This window comes from Actinomadura sp. 6K520 (assembly GCF_004349245.1).
Taxonomy (GTDB): domain Bacteria; phylum Actinomycetota; class Actinomycetes; order Streptosporangiales; family Streptosporangiaceae; genus Spirillospora.
The window spans coordinates 1-16,095 of sequence record NZ_SMLC01000048.1 but is presented as its reverse complement, the minus strand read 5'-3'; the positions used below and the strand labels follow the sequence as shown (position 1 = coordinate 16,095).

Here is a 16,095-nt window from a genome sequence, read left to right as displayed (position 1 = left end):
CAGCGGGGTGTGGTGACGTGGCGTGGGCTGGTGGGGATCGTGCGGGGTGCGCATCAGCGGGCTCCCTGCACGGTGTAGTGGCGTGGTTCGACCTGGACGACGCGGTCGACGTAGATGCCGGGGGTGACGACGGCCTCCGGGTCGAGCCGGCCCGCGTCCACGATCGAGGAGACCTGGACGATGGTCGTCGCGGCTGCGGTGGCCATCACCGGGCCGAAGTTCCGGGCCGTCTTGCGGTACACGAGGTTGCCCATCGTGTCGGCGGTGTGCGCGGTGATCAGGGCGACGTCGCCCCGGATGGGGTATTCGAGGACGTAGTCGCGCCCGTCGATCGTGCGGGTCTCCTTGCCCTCGGCGAGCGGCGTGCCGACGCCCGTCGGGCAGTAGAACGCTCCAATGCCCGCCCCGGCGGCCCGCATCCGCTCGGCGAGGTTGCCCTGCGGGACGACGTCGAGCTCGATCTCCCCGCGCCGGTAGAGGTCGTCGAAGACGTAGGAGTCGACCTGCCTGGGGAAGGAGCACACGACCTTCCGGACCTGACCGGCCTTCAGCAGGGCGGCCAGGCCCACCTCACCGTTGCCGGCGTTGTTGGACACGATGGTGAGGTCGCCCGCGCCGTGCCGGATCAGGGCGTCGATGAGGTCGAAGGGCATGCCGGCGAAACCGAAGCCGCCGACCAGGACGGTGTCGCCGTCCTTGACGACGCGCACCGCCTCGTCCGGTGACGCGAGTATCTGGGCCTTGCTCACGCTGCTCCTCCAGAGACGGGGTTCTCCGCCACGGTGGGCGTCGTGAACGGCGGCACGAGCCGCGACCGGTGGGCGGCGTCACGGTAGATCTTATGGGTGACCGGGCAGCAGACCGGCAGATGGCGGCGTTAGCCGCACATCTCGGGCAGACGGGCACGCTCATGACCGGCCATAGCCATGACCATCACCCGGGGATGGCCGGCCCACGGCCCGCGGAGGCCCCCGAACGCGCCCAGCGGTCCGGCCATTCAGTAAATGGGACCTACGTCCTCAGAGCATTACATAACTCGCTATATGGACATATAACCGTTGCCTTGCTGGCAAGCTGGGAGGGGATGGAATCGACACAGCGCGAAAGCGAGCGGGACCGGCTGGCCGCCGAGCGGGACCGGCTGGCCGCGGAACTGGCCGCCGAACGGGAGCGGACGGCGCTGCTCGCCGACGCGTCCGACGAGTTGCTGGCATCGCTCAACCTGGAGCGGTGCATGGACGTGACCGCGCGGCTGGCCGCCCGGCACCTGGCCGAGGCGGCCGTGGTGGTCGTCCCGCGGTCCGGGCGCGGCTACCCCGTCGCCGCCTGCGGGCCCGGCGGGCGGGTCGACCACCGGGTACTGATGAGCGACCCGGCCGAGGTCGAGGGCCTGGCCGACGCGATGCGGGGCTTTCCGCCGGCGCCGCACCGCTGGATCGATCCACGTGAGGCTCCCGGCTGGATCACGGGCATCGTGCCCGCGCCGCCCGCCGCGATCCTGGTGATCGCGCTGCCCGGGCACGGGGTGCCGGCCGGGGCGCTGGTGCTGCTGCGCCGCTCCGGCCCCGAGGCGTTCTCCGCGGGGGAGGAGCTGACCATCCGCCTCTTCGCGGGGCGGGCGGGCGCGGCGCTGTCGGCCGCCCGCCTGTACGCCGAGCAGGCCGCCATCACCGCGACGCTCATGCGCGAGCTGCTGCCGCCCCGCACCCACGAACTGGACGGGGTGGAACTCGCGGCGCGCTACCGGCCGTCCGGGGACGAGGACCTCGTCGGCGGCGACTTCTACGACGTGTACCCCGCCGGCGCGGAGGACTCGGAGGCCGAGTCGCTGGTGGTGCTGGGGGACGTGTGCGGCAAGGGCCTGGAGGCCGCCGTGCTGACCGGCAAGATCCGCAACACCTTCCGGGCGCTGCTGCCGATGGCGGACGACCACCGGCGCGTCCTGGAGCTGCTCAACGGGATGCTCCTGCACGGCGAATCGACCAGGTTCGTGACGCTGGTCCTGGTCTCGGCCCGCCGGCAGGGGGCACAGGTCCGGTTGCGGCTGACCAGCGCGGGTCACGCCCCCCCACTGATCGTCCGGGCGGACGGGACGGTCGAGACCGCCGCGACCCGCGGCTCGCTGATCGGCGTGCTGGAGGAGATCGACTCGACGACCGCGGAGGAGACCCTCGACCCCGGGGACGCCTGCCTGCTGTACACCGACGGCATCACCGAGGCCAGCGGCGGGCCGCTGGGCGACGAGGAGTTCGGCGAGGAGCGGCTGCGCGCCGAGCTGGCCCGGTGCGGCGGCATGCCCCCCGAGGCGCTGGTGGAGCGGGTGCACATGCTCGCCGCCGAATGGGTGGGGGCCGGCGGGCACGACGACATGGCGGTGATCGCGATCACCGCTCCCGGGCGCAGCCGGATCGGCGTCGCCGGGGGACGGGGGAGGCTCACCATATGACCGCAGGGAGGACGCGAACCGACATCCGGCCGGACGATCTCTGGGAGGCCGTCAGCACCGGCGACGAGTACACGGCCACCGACATCGTGATGGCGGCGCTGGACGGCGGAATGGACCCCGAAGAGGTCATGCTCGACGTCATAGCCCCCCTGCAGGCCCGCGTCGGGCGCGAATGGGCGGCGAACCGGATCACCGTCGCGCAGGAGCACACCGCCACCGCCGTCAACGAACGCGTGCTCGGTGCGGTCGCCCACCATCCGGCCGTCCGGCGGCGGCAGCGGGAGCGCGCCCCGGAGCAGCCGGGCCGCATCGCGGTGGCCTGCATCGACGGCGAGTGGCACGCGCTGCCGGCCCGGCTGGTGGCCGAGGTGCTGCGGCTGCGCGGCTGGCGGGTCGACTACCTCGGCGCGCAGGTGCCGACCCCGCACCTGATCTCCCACCTGCACCTCACCGGACCGGCCGTGGTGGCGCTGTCGTCGTCGATCGCGACGCGGCTGCCGGCCGCGCACGCGGCCATCACCGCCTGCCAGTCGACCGGCACCCCGGTCCTGGTCGGCGGGGCCGCCTTCGGGTACGACGGCCGCTACGCCGACCTGCTCGGCGCGGACGCGTGGGCCCCCGACGCCCGCGCCGCGGCCGACCGGCTGGCGCGCGGGCCGCTGCCCAAGCCGCCGCGCGGCCACCGGGTCATCGACGACCTGCCGCACCTGGCCGACCAGGCGTACGCCCACGTCACCCGGACGGCGCCGCAGCTGATCCGGTACGTGATGGACCGGCTGGAGTCGCGGTACCCCGCGGTGGCCGGATACACCGACGAGCAGCGGCACCGCACGGTCGAGGACGTCGCGTACATCGTCGAGTTCCTCGGCACCGCCCTGTACCTGGACGATCCCGGCCTCTTCACCGCTTTCCTCACCTGGACGGTCGGCATCCTCAGCGTCCGCGGCGTCCCGGCGGAGAGCCTCCGGCCCGTGCTGGACCTGCTCTCCGAGCAGCTCGCCGACTACCCGCGCGCCACCGGCATGCTCGCACGCGCCCATGACGCGGTGCGGGAACCGGCACCGGAGCGGGACATCGCCTGACCCGCTCCGATCACGGCGTCCGCTGCCGTTCCCGCCGGTCACCGGGCCGCGCACCGGTCACCGTGCGGTCCTGCTCGGCCGCGCGGCCGATGCCCCGGCACATCCCGCCGAAGACCCGGTCGTGGAACGGCCGGAACGCCCACCAGTAGGCGTGCCCCGCGAGACCCCGGGGGTGGAACAGCGCCCGTTGCGTGACCTGGGTTCCGGGACCGTCCCGGCGGACGCCGAGTTCCAGCCATGCCAGGCCCGGCAGCCGCATCTCGGCCCGCAGCCGCAGGAGCCGCCCCGGCTCGATCTCCTCCACGCGCCAGAAGTCCACCGTCTCCCCGACCCGCAGCCGGCGCGGGTCCCGGCGGCCGCGCCGCAGCCCGACCCCGCCCACCAGCCGGTCCAGGGCGCCCCGGACCCGCCAGGCGAGGGGGAACGAGTACCAGCCGCGCTCCCCGCCGACCGCCTCGATGGCCTCCCACACCCGCTCGGGCGTCGCGCTCGTCGGGCAGGTGCGCTCGTCGGTGTAGAGGCTGCCGCCCGCCCAGTCCGGATCGGTCGGCAGCGGGTCGCTGGGCGCCCCCGGCGTGCTGGCCGACGACCACCGTGTGGCGACGTCCGCCTCCCGGACGCGGCGCAGCGCCAGCGCCACGGACAGGTCGAAACCGATCGGCGCGCCGGGCGGCGGCACGTACTCGTCGATGTCGTGCTCCCGGCGGACGACCTCGTTGCGCAGTGACTCCACCAGCGGGCGCGCGAGACCACCGGGGACGGGCGTGATGCCGCCCACCCACAGGCTCGACAGCCAGGGGCTCAGCACCGGCACCGGGATGATGACCCGGCGCCTCAGCCCGGCCACGGCCGCGTAGCGCTGCATCATCTCCGCGTAGGTCAGGACGTCGGGACCGCCGATGTCGAATCCGCGGTTCACTTCCGGGGGAAGGTCGGCGGCGGCCACCAGGTAGTACAGGACGTCCCGGATGGCGATCGGCTGGATGTGCGTGCGCACCCACCGCGGCGTGACCATCACCGGCAGCCGCTCGGTGAGGTAGCGCAGCATCTCGAACGACGCCGACCCCGAGCCGATGATCACCGCGGCGCGCAGCCACGCCGTCGGAACCCCGCTGCCGAGCAGGATCTCGCCGACCTCGGCGCGGGACCGCAGGTGCGGGGACAGTTCCTCCTCGGGTTCCATGCCGCCGAGGTATACGAGCCGCCCGACCCCCGACCCCCGCGCCGCGTCCGCGAAGGTGCGCGCCGCCCGCCGGTCGGTCTCGGCGAAGCCGCCCGCGGTGCCGATCGCGTGGATCAGGTAGTAGGCGACGTCCACCCCGTCCAGGGCACGCCGCGTCGAGACGGGATCGGTGGCGTCGGCCTCGACGATCTCCACCCGCCCGGACCACGGCTGGTCGCGCAGCCGCCGCGCCGACCGGGCCATGCACCGCACCCGGTGACCGGCGTCCAGCAACTCCGGCACCAGCCGCCCGCCGATGTACCCGCTCGCGCCGGTCACCAGGCACAACCGCCCGCCCGCGCCCATCAGCCGACCACGACCCGGTTGATCAAGAGCATGTCGCTCGAAACCATGTTGACCACCCCCCGATCGGACACCTCGTACCCGCCGTCCCCGCGCACAAGCCTGTGAACTGCGGATAAGCGATGACGTTCCGGCTCTGCCCGGTCCGCGCGGCTCGCGGGGCGCAAGGCCGCATCGGGCCGGTTCGTCCGCTCGCCCGCCCGGCGCGCGGGGGCATGTGAAACTGAGGGCCATGAGCGATCATCCCGCCGGGGACGGCGACAGCCCGCAGGACGAGTTGGCCGACCGGATCCAGTCGGACCGGCCGCACTCGGCCCGAGTCTGGGGATACCTCCTGGGCGGCAAGGACCACTACCCCGCCGACCGCGCGGTCGGCGAGATGATCGAGGCGACGTTCCCCGACATCGCGCTACTGGCGAGACTGCAGCGCTACTTCCTGGCCCGCGCCGTGCGCTTCCTCGCGGGCGAGGCCGGGCTCCGGCAGTTCCTCGACATCGGGACCGGCCTGCCCACCGTCGACAACACGCACGAGGTGGCCCAGCGTGTGGCACCCGAATCCCGCATCGTCTATGTGGACAACGACCCCCTCGTGCTGGTGCACGCACAGGCTCTCCTTAACAGCACGCCAGAGGGAGCCTGTGACTACATCGACGCCGACGTGCGCGACCCGGATGTGATCCTGGAGAAGGCGGCGAAGACCCTGGACTTCTCCAGGCCGATCGGGCTCACGCTGCTGGGCATCATGGGCCAGCTCCCCGACTCCGACGATCCGTGGGGAATCGTGAAGCGCCTGCTGGACGCGCTTCCGGCCGGCAGCTACCTGGCCCTCACCGACGGCACCGACACCAACCCGGCGCTGAACCAGGCCATCGAGACCTACAACGCCAACTCCGCGAGCTCGTACCACCTGCGAAGCCCCGACCAGATCGCCCGGTACTTCGACGGGCTGGAACTGGTGGAGCCCGGCGTGGTCCCCACCTCCATGTGGCGCCCGGACCTGCCCGAGATCGGTGACGCGCCAGGGAACGTGGATTCGGTCTGCGGAATCGGCACGAAGCCCTCCTGATGCCCTGAGCCGAGAATCAGAGCCTCCACCTGACCGAACTCGTTGGCTGGACACCACCGCCCCAGGGATCGGCCCCCACGCGCTAGGTGAGCGTGAGCAGGGTGGCGACCGCGGCCAGCAGGACGGTCAGGATCGTCGCGGTCAGGACGGAGGCGGGGTCGGCCGCGCCGCCGCCCTCGGGCAGGTGGCGCCGGCGGTGGCGGAAGCTCGCGCTGCTGCGCCGGAGCTGCAGGGCCGCGCCGCCGCAGACGACGGCCGCCGCCAGCCCCGCGCCGGCCGCCGACGGCGCGAGCCGCACGCACAGCAGCCCGGCGGCGATCAGGGCCAGGGTGGTGCGGGACCACGCCAGCGCCGTCCGCTCCGGCTGCGCGCCCGGGTCCCAGAGCTTCACCGGCGGGCGCTCACCGGGTGACCAGGACCGCGACCAGCAGGACGAGCGACGCGGCGGCCAGCCCGTACGCAATCACCGGGGCGAGCGCGGGCGGCGGCAGCGTCTCGGCGCGGCGCAGTGCCCGCTCGGTCCGCAGCCAGCGGTGGAACGCGAGCGCCGCGACCAGCGCCCCGGTCGCGGCGGAGCCGACCGACAGGACGTGCCGCAGCGGCGCCTCGACCAGGTCGTCGACGAGCGCGAGGCCGATGCCGGCCGCGATCAGCGCCAGCGCCGTCCTGATCCACGCCAGGAACGTGCGCTCGTTGGCGAGCGAGAAGCGCGGGTCGGGGTCGCTGCCCTCGGCCAGCAGGCGGCCGGTCCAGCCGCGGCCTCGGGATCTCCGGCGCTCGGTGGCAGTCATCGTGCCGTTCATCTTACGAACCCGCTCACCACCGGCCGAAGGCGAGCCTACTCGGCGGCCGGGGTGCGGTCACTTGACCGCGACGCCGCCGTAGACCCAGGCGCCGCCGCTCGCCGCGGTCTCCCGGGCGTCGGCGTGCCACCGGTTGACCTTGACCAGGCCCGGGTCCACGAGGGCGAGGCCGTTGAACAGGCGCAGGATCCGGTCGTAGTCGCGGAAGACCATGGGCGCCGAGGCCTTCCGGTAGGCGGCCTCGATGATCTCGACCAGGTCGGCGGGGCGGTCGTCGAGGGTGCTGTGGGAGATGACGAGGTGGCTGCCCGGGGCCATGCGGTCGGTGAACGCGGCGACGATGCCGGCGGGGTCCTCGTCGTCGGTGACGAAGTGCAGCATGGCGTTGAAGACGACGCCGACCGGGCGGTCGAAGTCGATGAGGCGGGCCACCTCGCCGGAGGCGAGGACGGTCTCGGGGGCGCGCATGTCGGCCTGCAGCGCGGCGGTGCGGTCGTCGGCGGCCAGCAGGGCGCGGGCGTGCGCGATGACGATCGGGTCGATGTCCACGTAGACGACGCCGGCGTGCGGGTGGACGCGCTGGGCGACCTCGTGGACGTTGCCCTGGTTCGGCAGGCCCGCACCGAGGTCGATGAACTGGTCGATGCCCTGTTCGGCGGTGTAGGCGATGGCGCGGCCGAGGAAGCGGCGGTTCGCGCGCAGGGCCTCGACGCCGTCCGGGATGGAGGCGATGAGATGGCCGGCGAGTTCGCGGTCGGCGGCGTAGTTGTCCTTGCCGCCGAGAACGTAGTCGTACATGCGGGCCACGTTCGGGGTGCTCGGGTCGATCCCCTGCGGCACGCCAGGCTGTTGCGACACCGGTGGTTCCCGTCTGCCGTGGGCGTTGGAGCGTCGGGAATGATCTTAGCCCCGGAGAACGTGCAAAAGTGATGATTTACCCTGCTCGCTGTGCCACGATGACGCCTGATCACTGCCCGGCGCGGGGAGCGTGCATGGAATTCGGCCTCAACGGCAAACTCGTGGACGTCGGTGTCGAGCCCGCGGAGACCGTGGCGGAGGTGCTGCGGGACCGGGCGGGGCTGACGGGGACCAAGGTCGCCTGCGGGACGGGCGTGTGCGGTACCTGCACGGTGCTGGTGGACGGGCGCACCGCGGCGAGCTGCCTGCTGCCCGCCGGCGCGGCGGCGGGCCGCGAGATCACGACCGTCGAGGGGCTCGGCGGCGACCATCCGGTGCAGCGGGCCTTCGCCGAGCACGACGCGCTGCAGTGCGGCTACTGCACGCCGGGCTTCGTGGTGGAGGCGGCCGCGTTCATGGACCGCTGGCGGGCCGAGCACGGCACGGCCGAGCCGTCCCGCGAGCAGATCGCCGAGGCCCTGGCGGGCCACCTGTGCCGCTGCGGGGCGTACGCCGGCATCTACGCGGCGGTCGCGGCGGCGTGCGCGGGCGAGCACGACGAGGGCACGGTGGCGCCGCCGCGCGTGGAGGCCCTCAGCAAGATCACGGGCGCGGCGAAGTACACGGCGGACATCGTCCTTGCGGGGCAGCTCGAAGGCGTGATCGTACGGTCGCCGCACCCGCACGCGCAGGTGGGCGGGATCCGGCACGACGGCCCGCTGGCCGAGATGCTGCCGCCGGACCGCGTCGTCCGGTACGTGGGCCAGCCGGTGGCCGCGGTCGCCGCGCCCACCAGGGCCGAGGCGCTCGCGGCCGCGGCGCGGGTCGAGGTGGAGTACACGGTGCTGCCCGCCGTGCTGGCGCCGGACGACGAGACCGTCGTCTACCCGACCAAGGAGTCCCGCGCGTGGGCACCGCGCGCCAACGAGGGCCCGCTCGCCTCCGCGAAGTGGAACGGGAACGTACGCGGGCCCGCCGGCATGAGCTGGCGCGGCCGCACGGCCGGGAAGCGCATCGAGAAAGCCCGGAAGGACGACGGCCAGACCCTGGTGGAGGCCACCTACACCACCGGCGTCCAGGCCCACACGTGCATGGAGCCGCACGGCTGCGTGGCCCGCTGGGAAGGGGACGAGCTGCATCTCCACCTGTCCACCCAGGCCGTGACGCGCGTCGCCGAGCAGGCGGCCAAGCGCTGGAAGCTCCGTCCGGAGCAGGTGCACATCGTGGCCGAGCATGTGGGCGGCGGCTTCGGCTCCAAGGTCAACGTCACGTCCGACGTGGTCGCCGCCGTGGAGCTGTCCCGCCTGCACGGCGCGCCGGTCCGGGTCGTCCTCGGCAGGCCGGAGGAACTCGTCGACGGCGGCACCCGCCCCGGGGTGCGCATCGACCTGGCCCTCCTCGCCGACGCCGACGGGAGGCTGTCGGCCTTCACGATGGACGCGCACGGCGACTCCGGTGTCTCCATCGGGTCCAACGCGGCCTGGCACTCGCGGTTCTTCTACGGCAACGCGCCCCGCCGGATCCGGGACTACGACCACGTCACGAACCGGGCCCCTGGCATCCCCTTCCGCGGCCCCGGCCTGCCGCCGATGCTGTGGGCGCTGGAACAGGGCGTGGACGAGATCGCGCTGCGCCGCGGCGAGGACCCCATCGCGCTGCGCCGCCGGTGGGACGGCAACGCCAAGCGGCACGCGCTCTACGACCGGGCCTCGGCCCTGCCCATGTGGCGCGACCGCACCGATCCCGGCGACGGCCGGCTCCGCCGCGGCGTGGGCGTCGCGGCCGCCAACTACATGTACTTCCTCGACCCGGGAACGAAGGTCTCGCTGACCGTCGAGCAGGGCGCCGTCGTCGCCCGCATCGCCACCCAGGACATCGGGACCGGCAGCCGCTCGGTGATCGCCGAAGTCGTGCGGTCCGCGCTCGGCCTGCGGCCCGGCCAGGTGCGCGTCGAACTCGGCCACAGCGACCACGCCTACGGGCCGACCTCCGCCAGCAGCTGCTCGACCCCGTCCATAGCGCCGGCGGCGCAGGACGCGGCGGACCGGCTCCGCAAGGCCCTCGGCGCCCGCTCCCTCGAAGAGGCCGAGGGGCTCCACGTCGTCGGCAGGCGGCCCCGGGACCGCCGCGGATACGTCACGCCCTTCCCGCTGGACCACTTCGCCATCGGCCGGGGCTTCTCGGGAGCGGTCGTCGTCACCGAGGTCGAGGTGGACACCCTGCTCGGCCGCGTCCGGCCGACCCGCGTCTGGAGCGGGGTGGCGGCCGGACACGTCTTCGCCCCCCGGCTGGCCCGCAACCAGTGCGAGGGCGGGGTCGTCCAGGGCATCGGCTACGCCCTGTTCGAGCAGCGGCACGACGACCCGGCCACCGGCACCGTGCTCACCGCGAACCTGGAGGACTACCGCATCCCCGGCATCGCCGACACCCCGGAGATCGACGTGTACTTCCACACCGAGGGCTGGGACCACGTGCCCGGCCGCGGCATCGGCCTCGGCGAGGTCTGCACCATGGCGGTCGCCGCCTCGATCGGCAACGCCGTCCGGCACGCCACCGGCTGGCGCCCGCACGACCTGCCCATCCGGCCTGACCTGCTGCTGGAGGGGATCGGCGCGTGACCACCATCGAGGCCGCCGCCCAGGCCGTCCGCGACACCGGCGGCGAGGTGCGCGCCGGCGGCACCGACGTCATGACCCGGGCGCCGGGCACCCCGGTCGACCTGCTCGGCATCCCCGGCCTGCGCGGCACCGACTGGCGGCCGGACGGCTCCGCCCGCATCGGCGCCCTCACCCCCATCGCCGACGTGCTCGCCGACGAGCGCCTGGCCGCGGCCTATCCCGCGCTCGCCGCGACGGCCGCCGCCATCGCCACCCCGCAGATCCGCAACGTCGCCACCGTCGGCGGCAACCTCCTCCAGCGCAACCGGTGCTGGTACCTGCGCAATCCGGCCTTCACGTGCCACCAGACGGGAGGCGACACCTGCCCCGCCCGCGACGGCGCCCACCTGTACTCGGCCGTCGTCGACCAGGGCCCCTGCATCGCCCCCCACCCCTCCTCGCTGGCGGTCGCCCTGCTCACCTATGCCGCGACCGCCGACGTCCACGGCCGCTCCCCGCTGAGGATCGCCGAGCTGTACGGGGACGGCGGCGACCCGACACGCGACCATCTCCTGGAGTCCGGCGAGATCCTCCAGGCCGTCCTCATGCCCGCGCCCGCACCGGCCGAACGGGCCGCGTACCGCCGCGCCACGGCCCGCGAGATGGCGGAATGGCCGCTGGTCGAAGCCGTCGCCCGGATGACCCTCGACGGCGGTGGCGTCACGTCCGCCGCCGTGGCCGTCGGCGGGGTGGCCCGCACACCCCTCCTCCTTCCCGAGGTGGCCGACGCCCTGCTCGGCAGGCCCGCCACGGCGGAGAACCTGGCCGCCGCGGCCGACCTGGCGACCGCCCGCTGCAGCCCGCTGCCGCGCAACGCCTACAAGGTGGCCCTCCTCCGCGCCACCCTGATCGACACCCTCACCGCCTGCCTGTCCCCGCCTTCGCCCTGACCGCCGGCACCCGCGCGACGGCTCGTCATTGGAGCCGGTGGTGGAGGGGCGCGGCCAGCTCGGTGGTGGTCAGGGTCAGGGCGACGGTGTAGTCGACGAGGTGGTCGCGGTCGATGTCGAGGTCGCCGCGGAACCAGTTGGTGAACAGCTCCCAGAGCCCGGCCGTGAGGGTCAGCCCCGTCAGTTGCAGGTCGGTGTCGGGGAGCGGAACGTGGTCAAGGGTCTGGTGGGCCTGCGCGGTGAAGATGCCGGCCAGGGTCCGGATGATCTCGATCCGCCGCTGCTGGAGCAGGGGGGACGAGGGGAACGCGTGGGTGAGGATGTGCGCGCGGCGCGGGTCCGTGGTCAGGAAGTCGAACACGGCTTCGACCACGGCGCGGGTGCGGGCCTGCGGGTCCCGGGGGGCCCCGCGGGCGGCGGACAGGATCACGGCGGTGCCCTGGGCGACCTGGTCATCGATGATCGCCAGGAGCAGGGCGTCCCGGTCCGCGAAGTTCTCGTAGAAGTAGCGGTCGTTGAGCCCGGCCTCGGCGCACACCTTCCGCACGGTCGTGGCCGCCCAGCCCTGGGTGCCCAGCAGCTCCAGCCCGGCCGCCAGCAGCGCGGCGCGGCGGCGGGCCCGCCGCTGATCGGCGGGGACGCCGCCGTAGGGGCGGGTGCGAGAAGGCTGCTGCGGCACAGCCCCGATTGTGCCGCATCTCTTGACTTCGTCCGCAAATCTGGAGACGGTACTCACCAGATACTTCTGGTGCATCGCTTCACCAGAATGCACGAGGTGAGACGGGAGCGTGAGGTCACGTGGCCACGGAGAACCCCCCGCAGCTGACGCCGGCGGACATCGACCTGAGTGATCTGCGGTTCTGGGCCCGGCCCCTGGAGGAGCGGGCGCGTGCGTTCGCGGTGCTGCGCGCTCAGCAGGCACCGGTGTTCTTCACCCTCCCCAAGCTGCCCTTCCTGCCGCAGAGCCCGGGTTCCTGGGCGCTGGTCCGGCATGCGGACGTGACGGAGGCCAGCCGCAACCCCGAGGTCTTCAGCAGCGAGCCCAGCGCCACCAGCCCGGCCGACATGCCGCGCTGGATGGACAAGTACTTCAACTCGATGATCGACATGGACGATCCCCGGCACGCGAAGATCCGCCGGATCGTGTCGCGGGCGTTCAGCCCCAGGATGCTCGCCAAGGCCGAGGACGACATCGCGCGGCGGGCCGCCCGGATCGTGGACGAGCTGATCCAGACCGGCGACGGCGATTTCGTCTCCCGGGCCGCGGCGCGGCTGCCGGTCGAGGTCATCTGCGACATGCTGGGCATCCCCGCCCGGCATCACCGGCGGGTGGTGGACCTGACCAACATCATCGTCGGTTACAGCGACCCCGAGTACGTGGGCGCCACCCTGGAGTACAGCGGCGGTACACCGAGGCTGGGCCGGCTCGCCACGGTTCGCATGCTGGGCACGGTGGCGTCGGCGGGATGGCGGCTGCACCGCCTGGCGGCCCAGCTCGGCCGGGAGCGCAGGGCCACGCCCACCGACGACCTGACCTCGGCGCTGGTGAACGCCAACGTCGACGGTGAACGGCTGAGCCCGCGCGAGTTCGCCACGTTCTTCCTGCTGCTGGTGGTGGCCGGCAACGAGACGACCCGTAACGCGATCGCGCACGGCCTGAAGCTGTTCACCGACCACCCGGAGCAGCGCGAACTGCTGCTGGCCGACTTCGACGGCCGCATCGCGGGGGCCGTCGAGGAGATCGTGCGCTACAGCAGCCCGGTCATCTTCATGCGCCGCAATCTCACCCGTGACTACGAGATGAACGGCCATACCTACCGCAAGGGCGACCGGGTGACGCTGTTCTACTGGTCCGCCAACCGCGACGAGTCGGTCTTCACCGACCCCGATCGCTTCGACATCACGCGTTCGGCGAATCCGCACGTCGGGTTCGGTGGTCCCGGCCCGCACTTCTGCCTGGGCGCCAACCTGGCGAGGCGAGAGGTCACCGTGATGCTCCGCGAGCTCTTCACCCGCCTGCCCGACATCACCGCGGAGGAGCCCGACCGGCTGCTGTCCGGTTTCATCAACGGATACAAGCGGCTGCCCTGCACCTTCACTCCTCCGGCCACTCCGTCCGCGGCCCCCGCGCCGTGACGGAAGGCGAAGCCCGTGAGCCGTGACCGGCGCTCACCGCGACTCTGCCGTGATCGACTCTGCCGTGCTCGACCCGGCCGTGCTCGACCCGGCCGTGCTCGACCGAGGCCCGCGCGACTGAGGGATCAGCTGTAGTTGACGGTGTTCGGGGTGGGCTGGAGGGTGCCCTGGGTGAAGCCGCCAGGGCAGATGTCGCGCTGACCGTCCTGCCAGGACACCTCGGCGGGGAGCCAGGAGCCCTGCCACGACACCGCCCAGCCGCCGGCGGACGGGCACTCCGGGCTCGTGGCCCACTTCAGCCCCGCGTAGGCCGTCGCTCCCGGGCGCAGGGTGATCCTCATGCCGGGGTTCGGGTGAGGGTCGCGTGCGCCTTCCACGGCCGCGTAGTACGGGCCGCCCCCGCCGCCCTGCCCGAGCGGCGCCCAGCCCCTGGGCAGGACGCAGTCCGCCGTCGACCTGTTCGACAGCGTCAGGACCGCCAGCACCTTCTCCTCAGAGTCGGACGGCTGCTCGTGCAGCTCGGCTATCAGCTGCGCCGCGGAGCAGACGGGCGTCTCATGGCCGCCCGCCCGCGGGGACGGGGGCGGCTCGTCACCGCCGGGGGAGGAACCCGCCAGGGGCCCCGCCTCCTCGGGCTCCACGCCGGTCCCGGGCTCCGCGGCGGTCGGCTCGGGGTCGCCCACGCTGAAGTCGAAGCTGCATCCGGTGACGGAGAGTGCGAGCACCAGCCCGGCCCCGGCAAGCGCCACGAAGGAACGACGGTCGGCACTCTGCGTCATGGTGGGGACCTCCTCGAATCTTTGTCAGTCGAAGAGTGAGATGGCCGATATGCCGGATGGGTTCGAACGAAATTCCAGGTAGTCCACGTGTCGTGCTCGCTCCCCGCACGGGACGGCCCCGCCGGACGGCTACGACGGGTGATCACCATCTGTAGTCGGGGCCCTGGCGGGTTCGTCCCGGCCGTCCGGGCGGATCGCCACGGACGGGTCAGGCCGGCTGGGTGAGGGTGATGACGACGGGGCAGTGGTCGGAGGCTTTGGGGTTGTCGCGGCCGACGCCGGGGAAGTGCGGGCCGGGGTAGCGTTCGGCGCGCAGCGGCATGCCCTTGCGCATGATCTCGGGCGGGCCGGGGTTGGCGGCGGCCAGGGATCGTGACAGCAGCAGGTAGTCCAGTTGCGTGTAATGCTTGCGCCGCTTGAAGAAGTGGGTCCACCGGTCGGCCTCGGGGAGCCGGTCCACCACGTTGACCACCTGGTCCCACCCGACGAGGTCGTCGATGGCCGGCTCGCCCTGGTCGTCGGCCTGCATGAAGTCGTTGAGGTCGCCGCACACGATGAACGGGTGCGCCCCCGGGGCCGGCCCGAAGCGGTCCGCCACGATCTGCTTGACCGCGCGGGCCTGGGCGCGGCGCCGCGGCGCGGTCTGCGCGCGTCCGCCCATCATCGACTTGAAGTGCTGCACGAACAGCGTCAGCACCTGTCCCGGTCCGGGTGTCGAGGTTCTCGACCTCCTGCAGGCACAGCACGTCGGCGCCGAGTTCCTTGACCGCGGCGCCGGTGAGTTGCTTGTCGGCCAGCGACAGCGGGTGGAAGGCGGTCCTCTCGACCGTCCAGCCGTCCTTGCTGACCGTGCTCGGATCGACGCCGGCGCCGAATCTGAACCGCGCGAAGAGGTTCTCGACGTTGAACGTCGCCACCCGGATGGTCATCCCGCCCCCACCCCCCGGACCTGCCCGCGGCCGGCGCTATTGCCGACAGTTACGACAAAACACACTATGCACTCTGCGGTCAACGCAGCACCACGAACGTGCCCAAGTTGGCCACGACCGGGTCATGTCACCCCAGGTAGCCGATCAGGGTGAGGAATCGGACAACAGCTCGCTCAACGCCGGCAACGGCCGGCGGTGGCGCTCGGGCTGGAAACCGGTCGGCCCCACCGCCTGACCGCCCACCGCGCGGCGGGCTCTACCGGCCCGGCCGAGGCGGGGCGGACCGCAGGTACGGCGTGAGCAGCTCCCGGGCGAGCGTGCGCGCGGCGCGTTCGGACAGGCCCTCCTCGATCATGCGGCTCAGGGTGTAGACGATCGACTGGACGAGTTCGGCCGTCCGGTCCGGGTCGGAGGCACCGTGGTCGGTCAGCGCCACGCGGAGCGGTCCCTGGAGCTCACGGTGGAGCAGCCCGCTGGATTCGGCCAGCGTGTCGCTGCGGCCGAAGGCGGCGAGGGCGCGGGCGAGCGCGTGGTCCCCGCGGGCGACGAGGCGGAGGTTGGCGTAGACGTAGGCCAGCACCCGGTCACCCGGGCTCTTGGCCCGTCCCATCCGCGCCTGGACGTAGGCGGACCAGCGCGGGAACGTGTCGACGATGAGGGCGTCGAGGAGATCGTCCCGGGACTTGAAGTAGGCGTACACGCTGGAGCGGGCGAGCCCGGCCCGGCGGGCGACCTCCGCCAGGCTGGGCGCACGCTCGGCCTCCTCGGCCAGCAGGGTGCGGGCGGCGTCGAGCAGGGCGGCCCGCTGCGCGGCCCGGTGCTCCGCCACGGTCGGCGCCTGGATCTTCGGCACGCGGCCCCCTTCCCGCCGGCCCTCTTCCCCGC

At 73.1% G+C, this 16,095-nt stretch carries 15 protein-coding genes; 6 read left to right on the top strand and 9 right to left on the bottom strand.

What is annotated here, in order from left to right:
- Positions 1-53 precede the first annotated feature (53 nt).
- A complete protein-coding gene (locus E1289_RS15390; protein ID WP_131980589.1) occupies positions 54-749 on the bottom strand; it encodes a 3-oxoacid CoA-transferase subunit A in 696 nt (231 codons plus the stop codon).
- A 335-nt stretch (positions 750-1,084) separates the two neighbouring features.
- Here E1289_RS15390 and E1289_RS15385 point away from each other — a divergent pair, with 335 nt between their 5' ends.
- On the top strand, positions 1,085-2,446 hold the full coding sequence (locus E1289_RS15385) for a GAF domain-containing SpoIIE family protein phosphatase (protein ID WP_243712843.1): 1,362 nt from the start codon (positions 1,085-1,087) through the stop codon (positions 2,444-2,446).
- Positions 2,443-3,528, top strand: a complete 1,086-nt coding sequence (locus E1289_RS15380; protein ID WP_131980587.1) for a cobalamin B12-binding domain-containing protein — start codon at positions 2,443-2,445, stop codon at positions 3,526-3,528. The genes E1289_RS15385 and E1289_RS15380 overlap by 4 nt, the downstream gene beginning before the upstream one ends.
- 10 nt (positions 3,529-3,538) lie before the next feature.
- Here the strand turns inward: E1289_RS15380 and E1289_RS15375 are convergent, their stop codons facing one another.
- Positions 3,539-5,056 carry an SDR family oxidoreductase gene (locus tag E1289_RS15375; RefSeq protein WP_131980585.1) on the bottom strand — a complete coding sequence of 506 codons (1,518 nt, stop codon included), beginning with the start codon at positions 5,054-5,056 and terminating at the stop codon, positions 3,539-3,541.
- 229 nt (positions 5,057-5,285) lie between these two features.
- On the opposite strand from E1289_RS15375, the gene E1289_RS15370 reads away from it, so the two are divergent.
- The gene (locus tag E1289_RS15370) at positions 5,286-6,119 is read left to right on the top strand and encodes an SAM-dependent methyltransferase (protein WP_131980583.1); all 834 of its coding nucleotides are present in this window, start codon (positions 5,286-5,288) and stop codon (positions 6,117-6,119) included.
- A gap of 82 nt (positions 6,120-6,201) precedes the next feature.
- Here the strand turns inward: E1289_RS15370 and E1289_RS15365 are convergent, their stop codons facing one another.
- The 3 genes from E1289_RS15365 to E1289_RS15355 form a co-directional block, all read right to left on the bottom strand.
- Positions 6,202-6,510 (bottom strand): DUF202 domain-containing protein, encoded by a 309-nt coding sequence (locus tag E1289_RS15365; RefSeq protein WP_131980581.1) that lies wholly within the window; start codon positions 6,508-6,510, stop codon positions 6,202-6,204.
- A gap of 10 nt (positions 6,511-6,520) precedes the next feature.
- Positions 6,521-6,910, bottom strand: a complete 390-nt coding sequence (locus tag E1289_RS15360) for a DUF202 domain-containing protein (RefSeq protein ID WP_131980579.1) — start codon at positions 6,908-6,910, stop codon at positions 6,521-6,523.
- Positions 6,911-6,979: 69 nt separating this feature from the next.
- A complete protein-coding gene (locus E1289_RS15355; protein ID WP_131980577.1) occupies positions 6,980-7,780 on the bottom strand; it encodes an SAM-dependent methyltransferase in 801 nt (266 codons plus the stop codon).
- A 134-nt stretch (positions 7,781-7,914) separates the two neighbouring features.
- Between E1289_RS15355 and E1289_RS15350 the strand changes: the two genes are divergently transcribed.
- The gene (locus E1289_RS15350; RefSeq protein ID WP_131980575.1) at positions 7,915-10,437 is read left to right on the top strand and encodes a molybdopterin-dependent oxidoreductase; all 2,523 of its coding nucleotides are present in this window, start codon (positions 7,915-7,917) and stop codon (positions 10,435-10,437) included.
- Entirely contained in the window at positions 10,434-11,366 is a 933-nt protein-coding gene (locus E1289_RS15345) for an FAD binding domain-containing protein (RefSeq protein WP_243712842.1), read from the top strand. The genes E1289_RS15350 and E1289_RS15345 overlap by 4 nt, the downstream gene beginning before the upstream one ends.
- A gap of 25 nt (positions 11,367-11,391) precedes the next feature.
- On the opposite strand, the gene E1289_RS15340 is transcribed toward E1289_RS15345, so the two are convergent.
- The gene (locus E1289_RS15340; RefSeq protein WP_165970481.1) at positions 11,392-12,045 is read right to left on the bottom strand and encodes a TetR/AcrR family transcriptional regulator; all 654 of its coding nucleotides are present in this window, start codon (positions 12,043-12,045) and stop codon (positions 11,392-11,394) included.
- A gap of 119 nt (positions 12,046-12,164) precedes the next feature.
- On the opposite strand from E1289_RS15340, the gene E1289_RS15335 reads away from it, so the two are divergent.
- Positions 12,165-13,502 carry a cytochrome P450 gene (locus tag E1289_RS15335; RefSeq protein ID WP_131980571.1) on the top strand — a complete coding sequence of 446 codons (1,338 nt, stop codon included), beginning with the start codon at positions 12,165-12,167 and terminating at the stop codon, positions 13,500-13,502.
- A gap of 125 nt (positions 13,503-13,627) precedes the next feature.
- Here the strand turns inward: E1289_RS15335 and E1289_RS15330 are convergent, their stop codons facing one another.
- The 3 genes from E1289_RS15330 to E1289_RS15320 all read right to left on the bottom strand — a co-directional run.
- Entirely contained in the window at positions 13,628-14,281 is a 654-nt protein-coding gene (locus E1289_RS15330) for a DUF4232 domain-containing protein (RefSeq protein WP_131980569.1), read from the bottom strand.
- 208 nt (positions 14,282-14,489) lie between these two features.
- Positions 14,490-14,978: an endonuclease/exonuclease/phosphatase family protein gene (locus E1289_RS15325; RefSeq protein WP_207928980.1), complete on the bottom strand. Its 489-nt coding sequence runs from the start codon at positions 14,976-14,978 to the stop codon at positions 14,490-14,492.
- A gap of 488 nt (positions 14,979-15,466) precedes the next feature.
- Positions 15,467-16,095 (bottom strand): TetR/AcrR family transcriptional regulator (locus E1289_RS15320; RefSeq protein ID WP_243712841.1); only part of this gene is annotated, 629 nt, incomplete at its 5' end.

What these genes read in the sequence shown, in the direction of transcription:
- E1289_RS15385 (WP_243712843.1), top strand. Translation starts at nt 1,085, where the DNA reads ATGGAATCGACACAGCGCGAAAGCGAGCGGGACCGGCTGGCCGCCGAG.
- E1289_RS15380 (WP_131980587.1), top strand. Translation starts at nt 2,443, where the DNA reads ATGACCGCAGGGAGGACGCGAACCGACATCCGGCCGGACGATCTCTGG.
- E1289_RS15375 (WP_131980585.1), bottom strand. Translation starts at nt 5,056, where the DNA reads ATGGGCGCGGGCGGGCGGTTGTGCCTGGTGACCGGCGCGAGCGGGTAC.
- E1289_RS15370 (WP_131980583.1), top strand. Translation starts at nt 5,286, where the DNA reads ATGAGCGATCATCCCGCCGGGGACGGCGACAGCCCGCAGGACGAGTTG.
- E1289_RS15360 (WP_131980579.1), bottom strand. Translation starts at nt 6,910, where the DNA reads ATGACTGCCACCGAGCGCCGGAGATCCCGAGGCCGCGGCTGGACCGGC.
- E1289_RS15350 (WP_131980575.1), top strand. Translation starts at nt 7,915, where the DNA reads ATGGAATTCGGCCTCAACGGCAAACTCGTGGACGTCGGTGTCGAGCCC.
- E1289_RS15330 (WP_131980569.1), bottom strand. Translation starts at nt 14,281, where the DNA reads ATGACGCAGAGTGCCGACCGTCGTTCCTTCGTGGCGCTTGCCGGGGCC.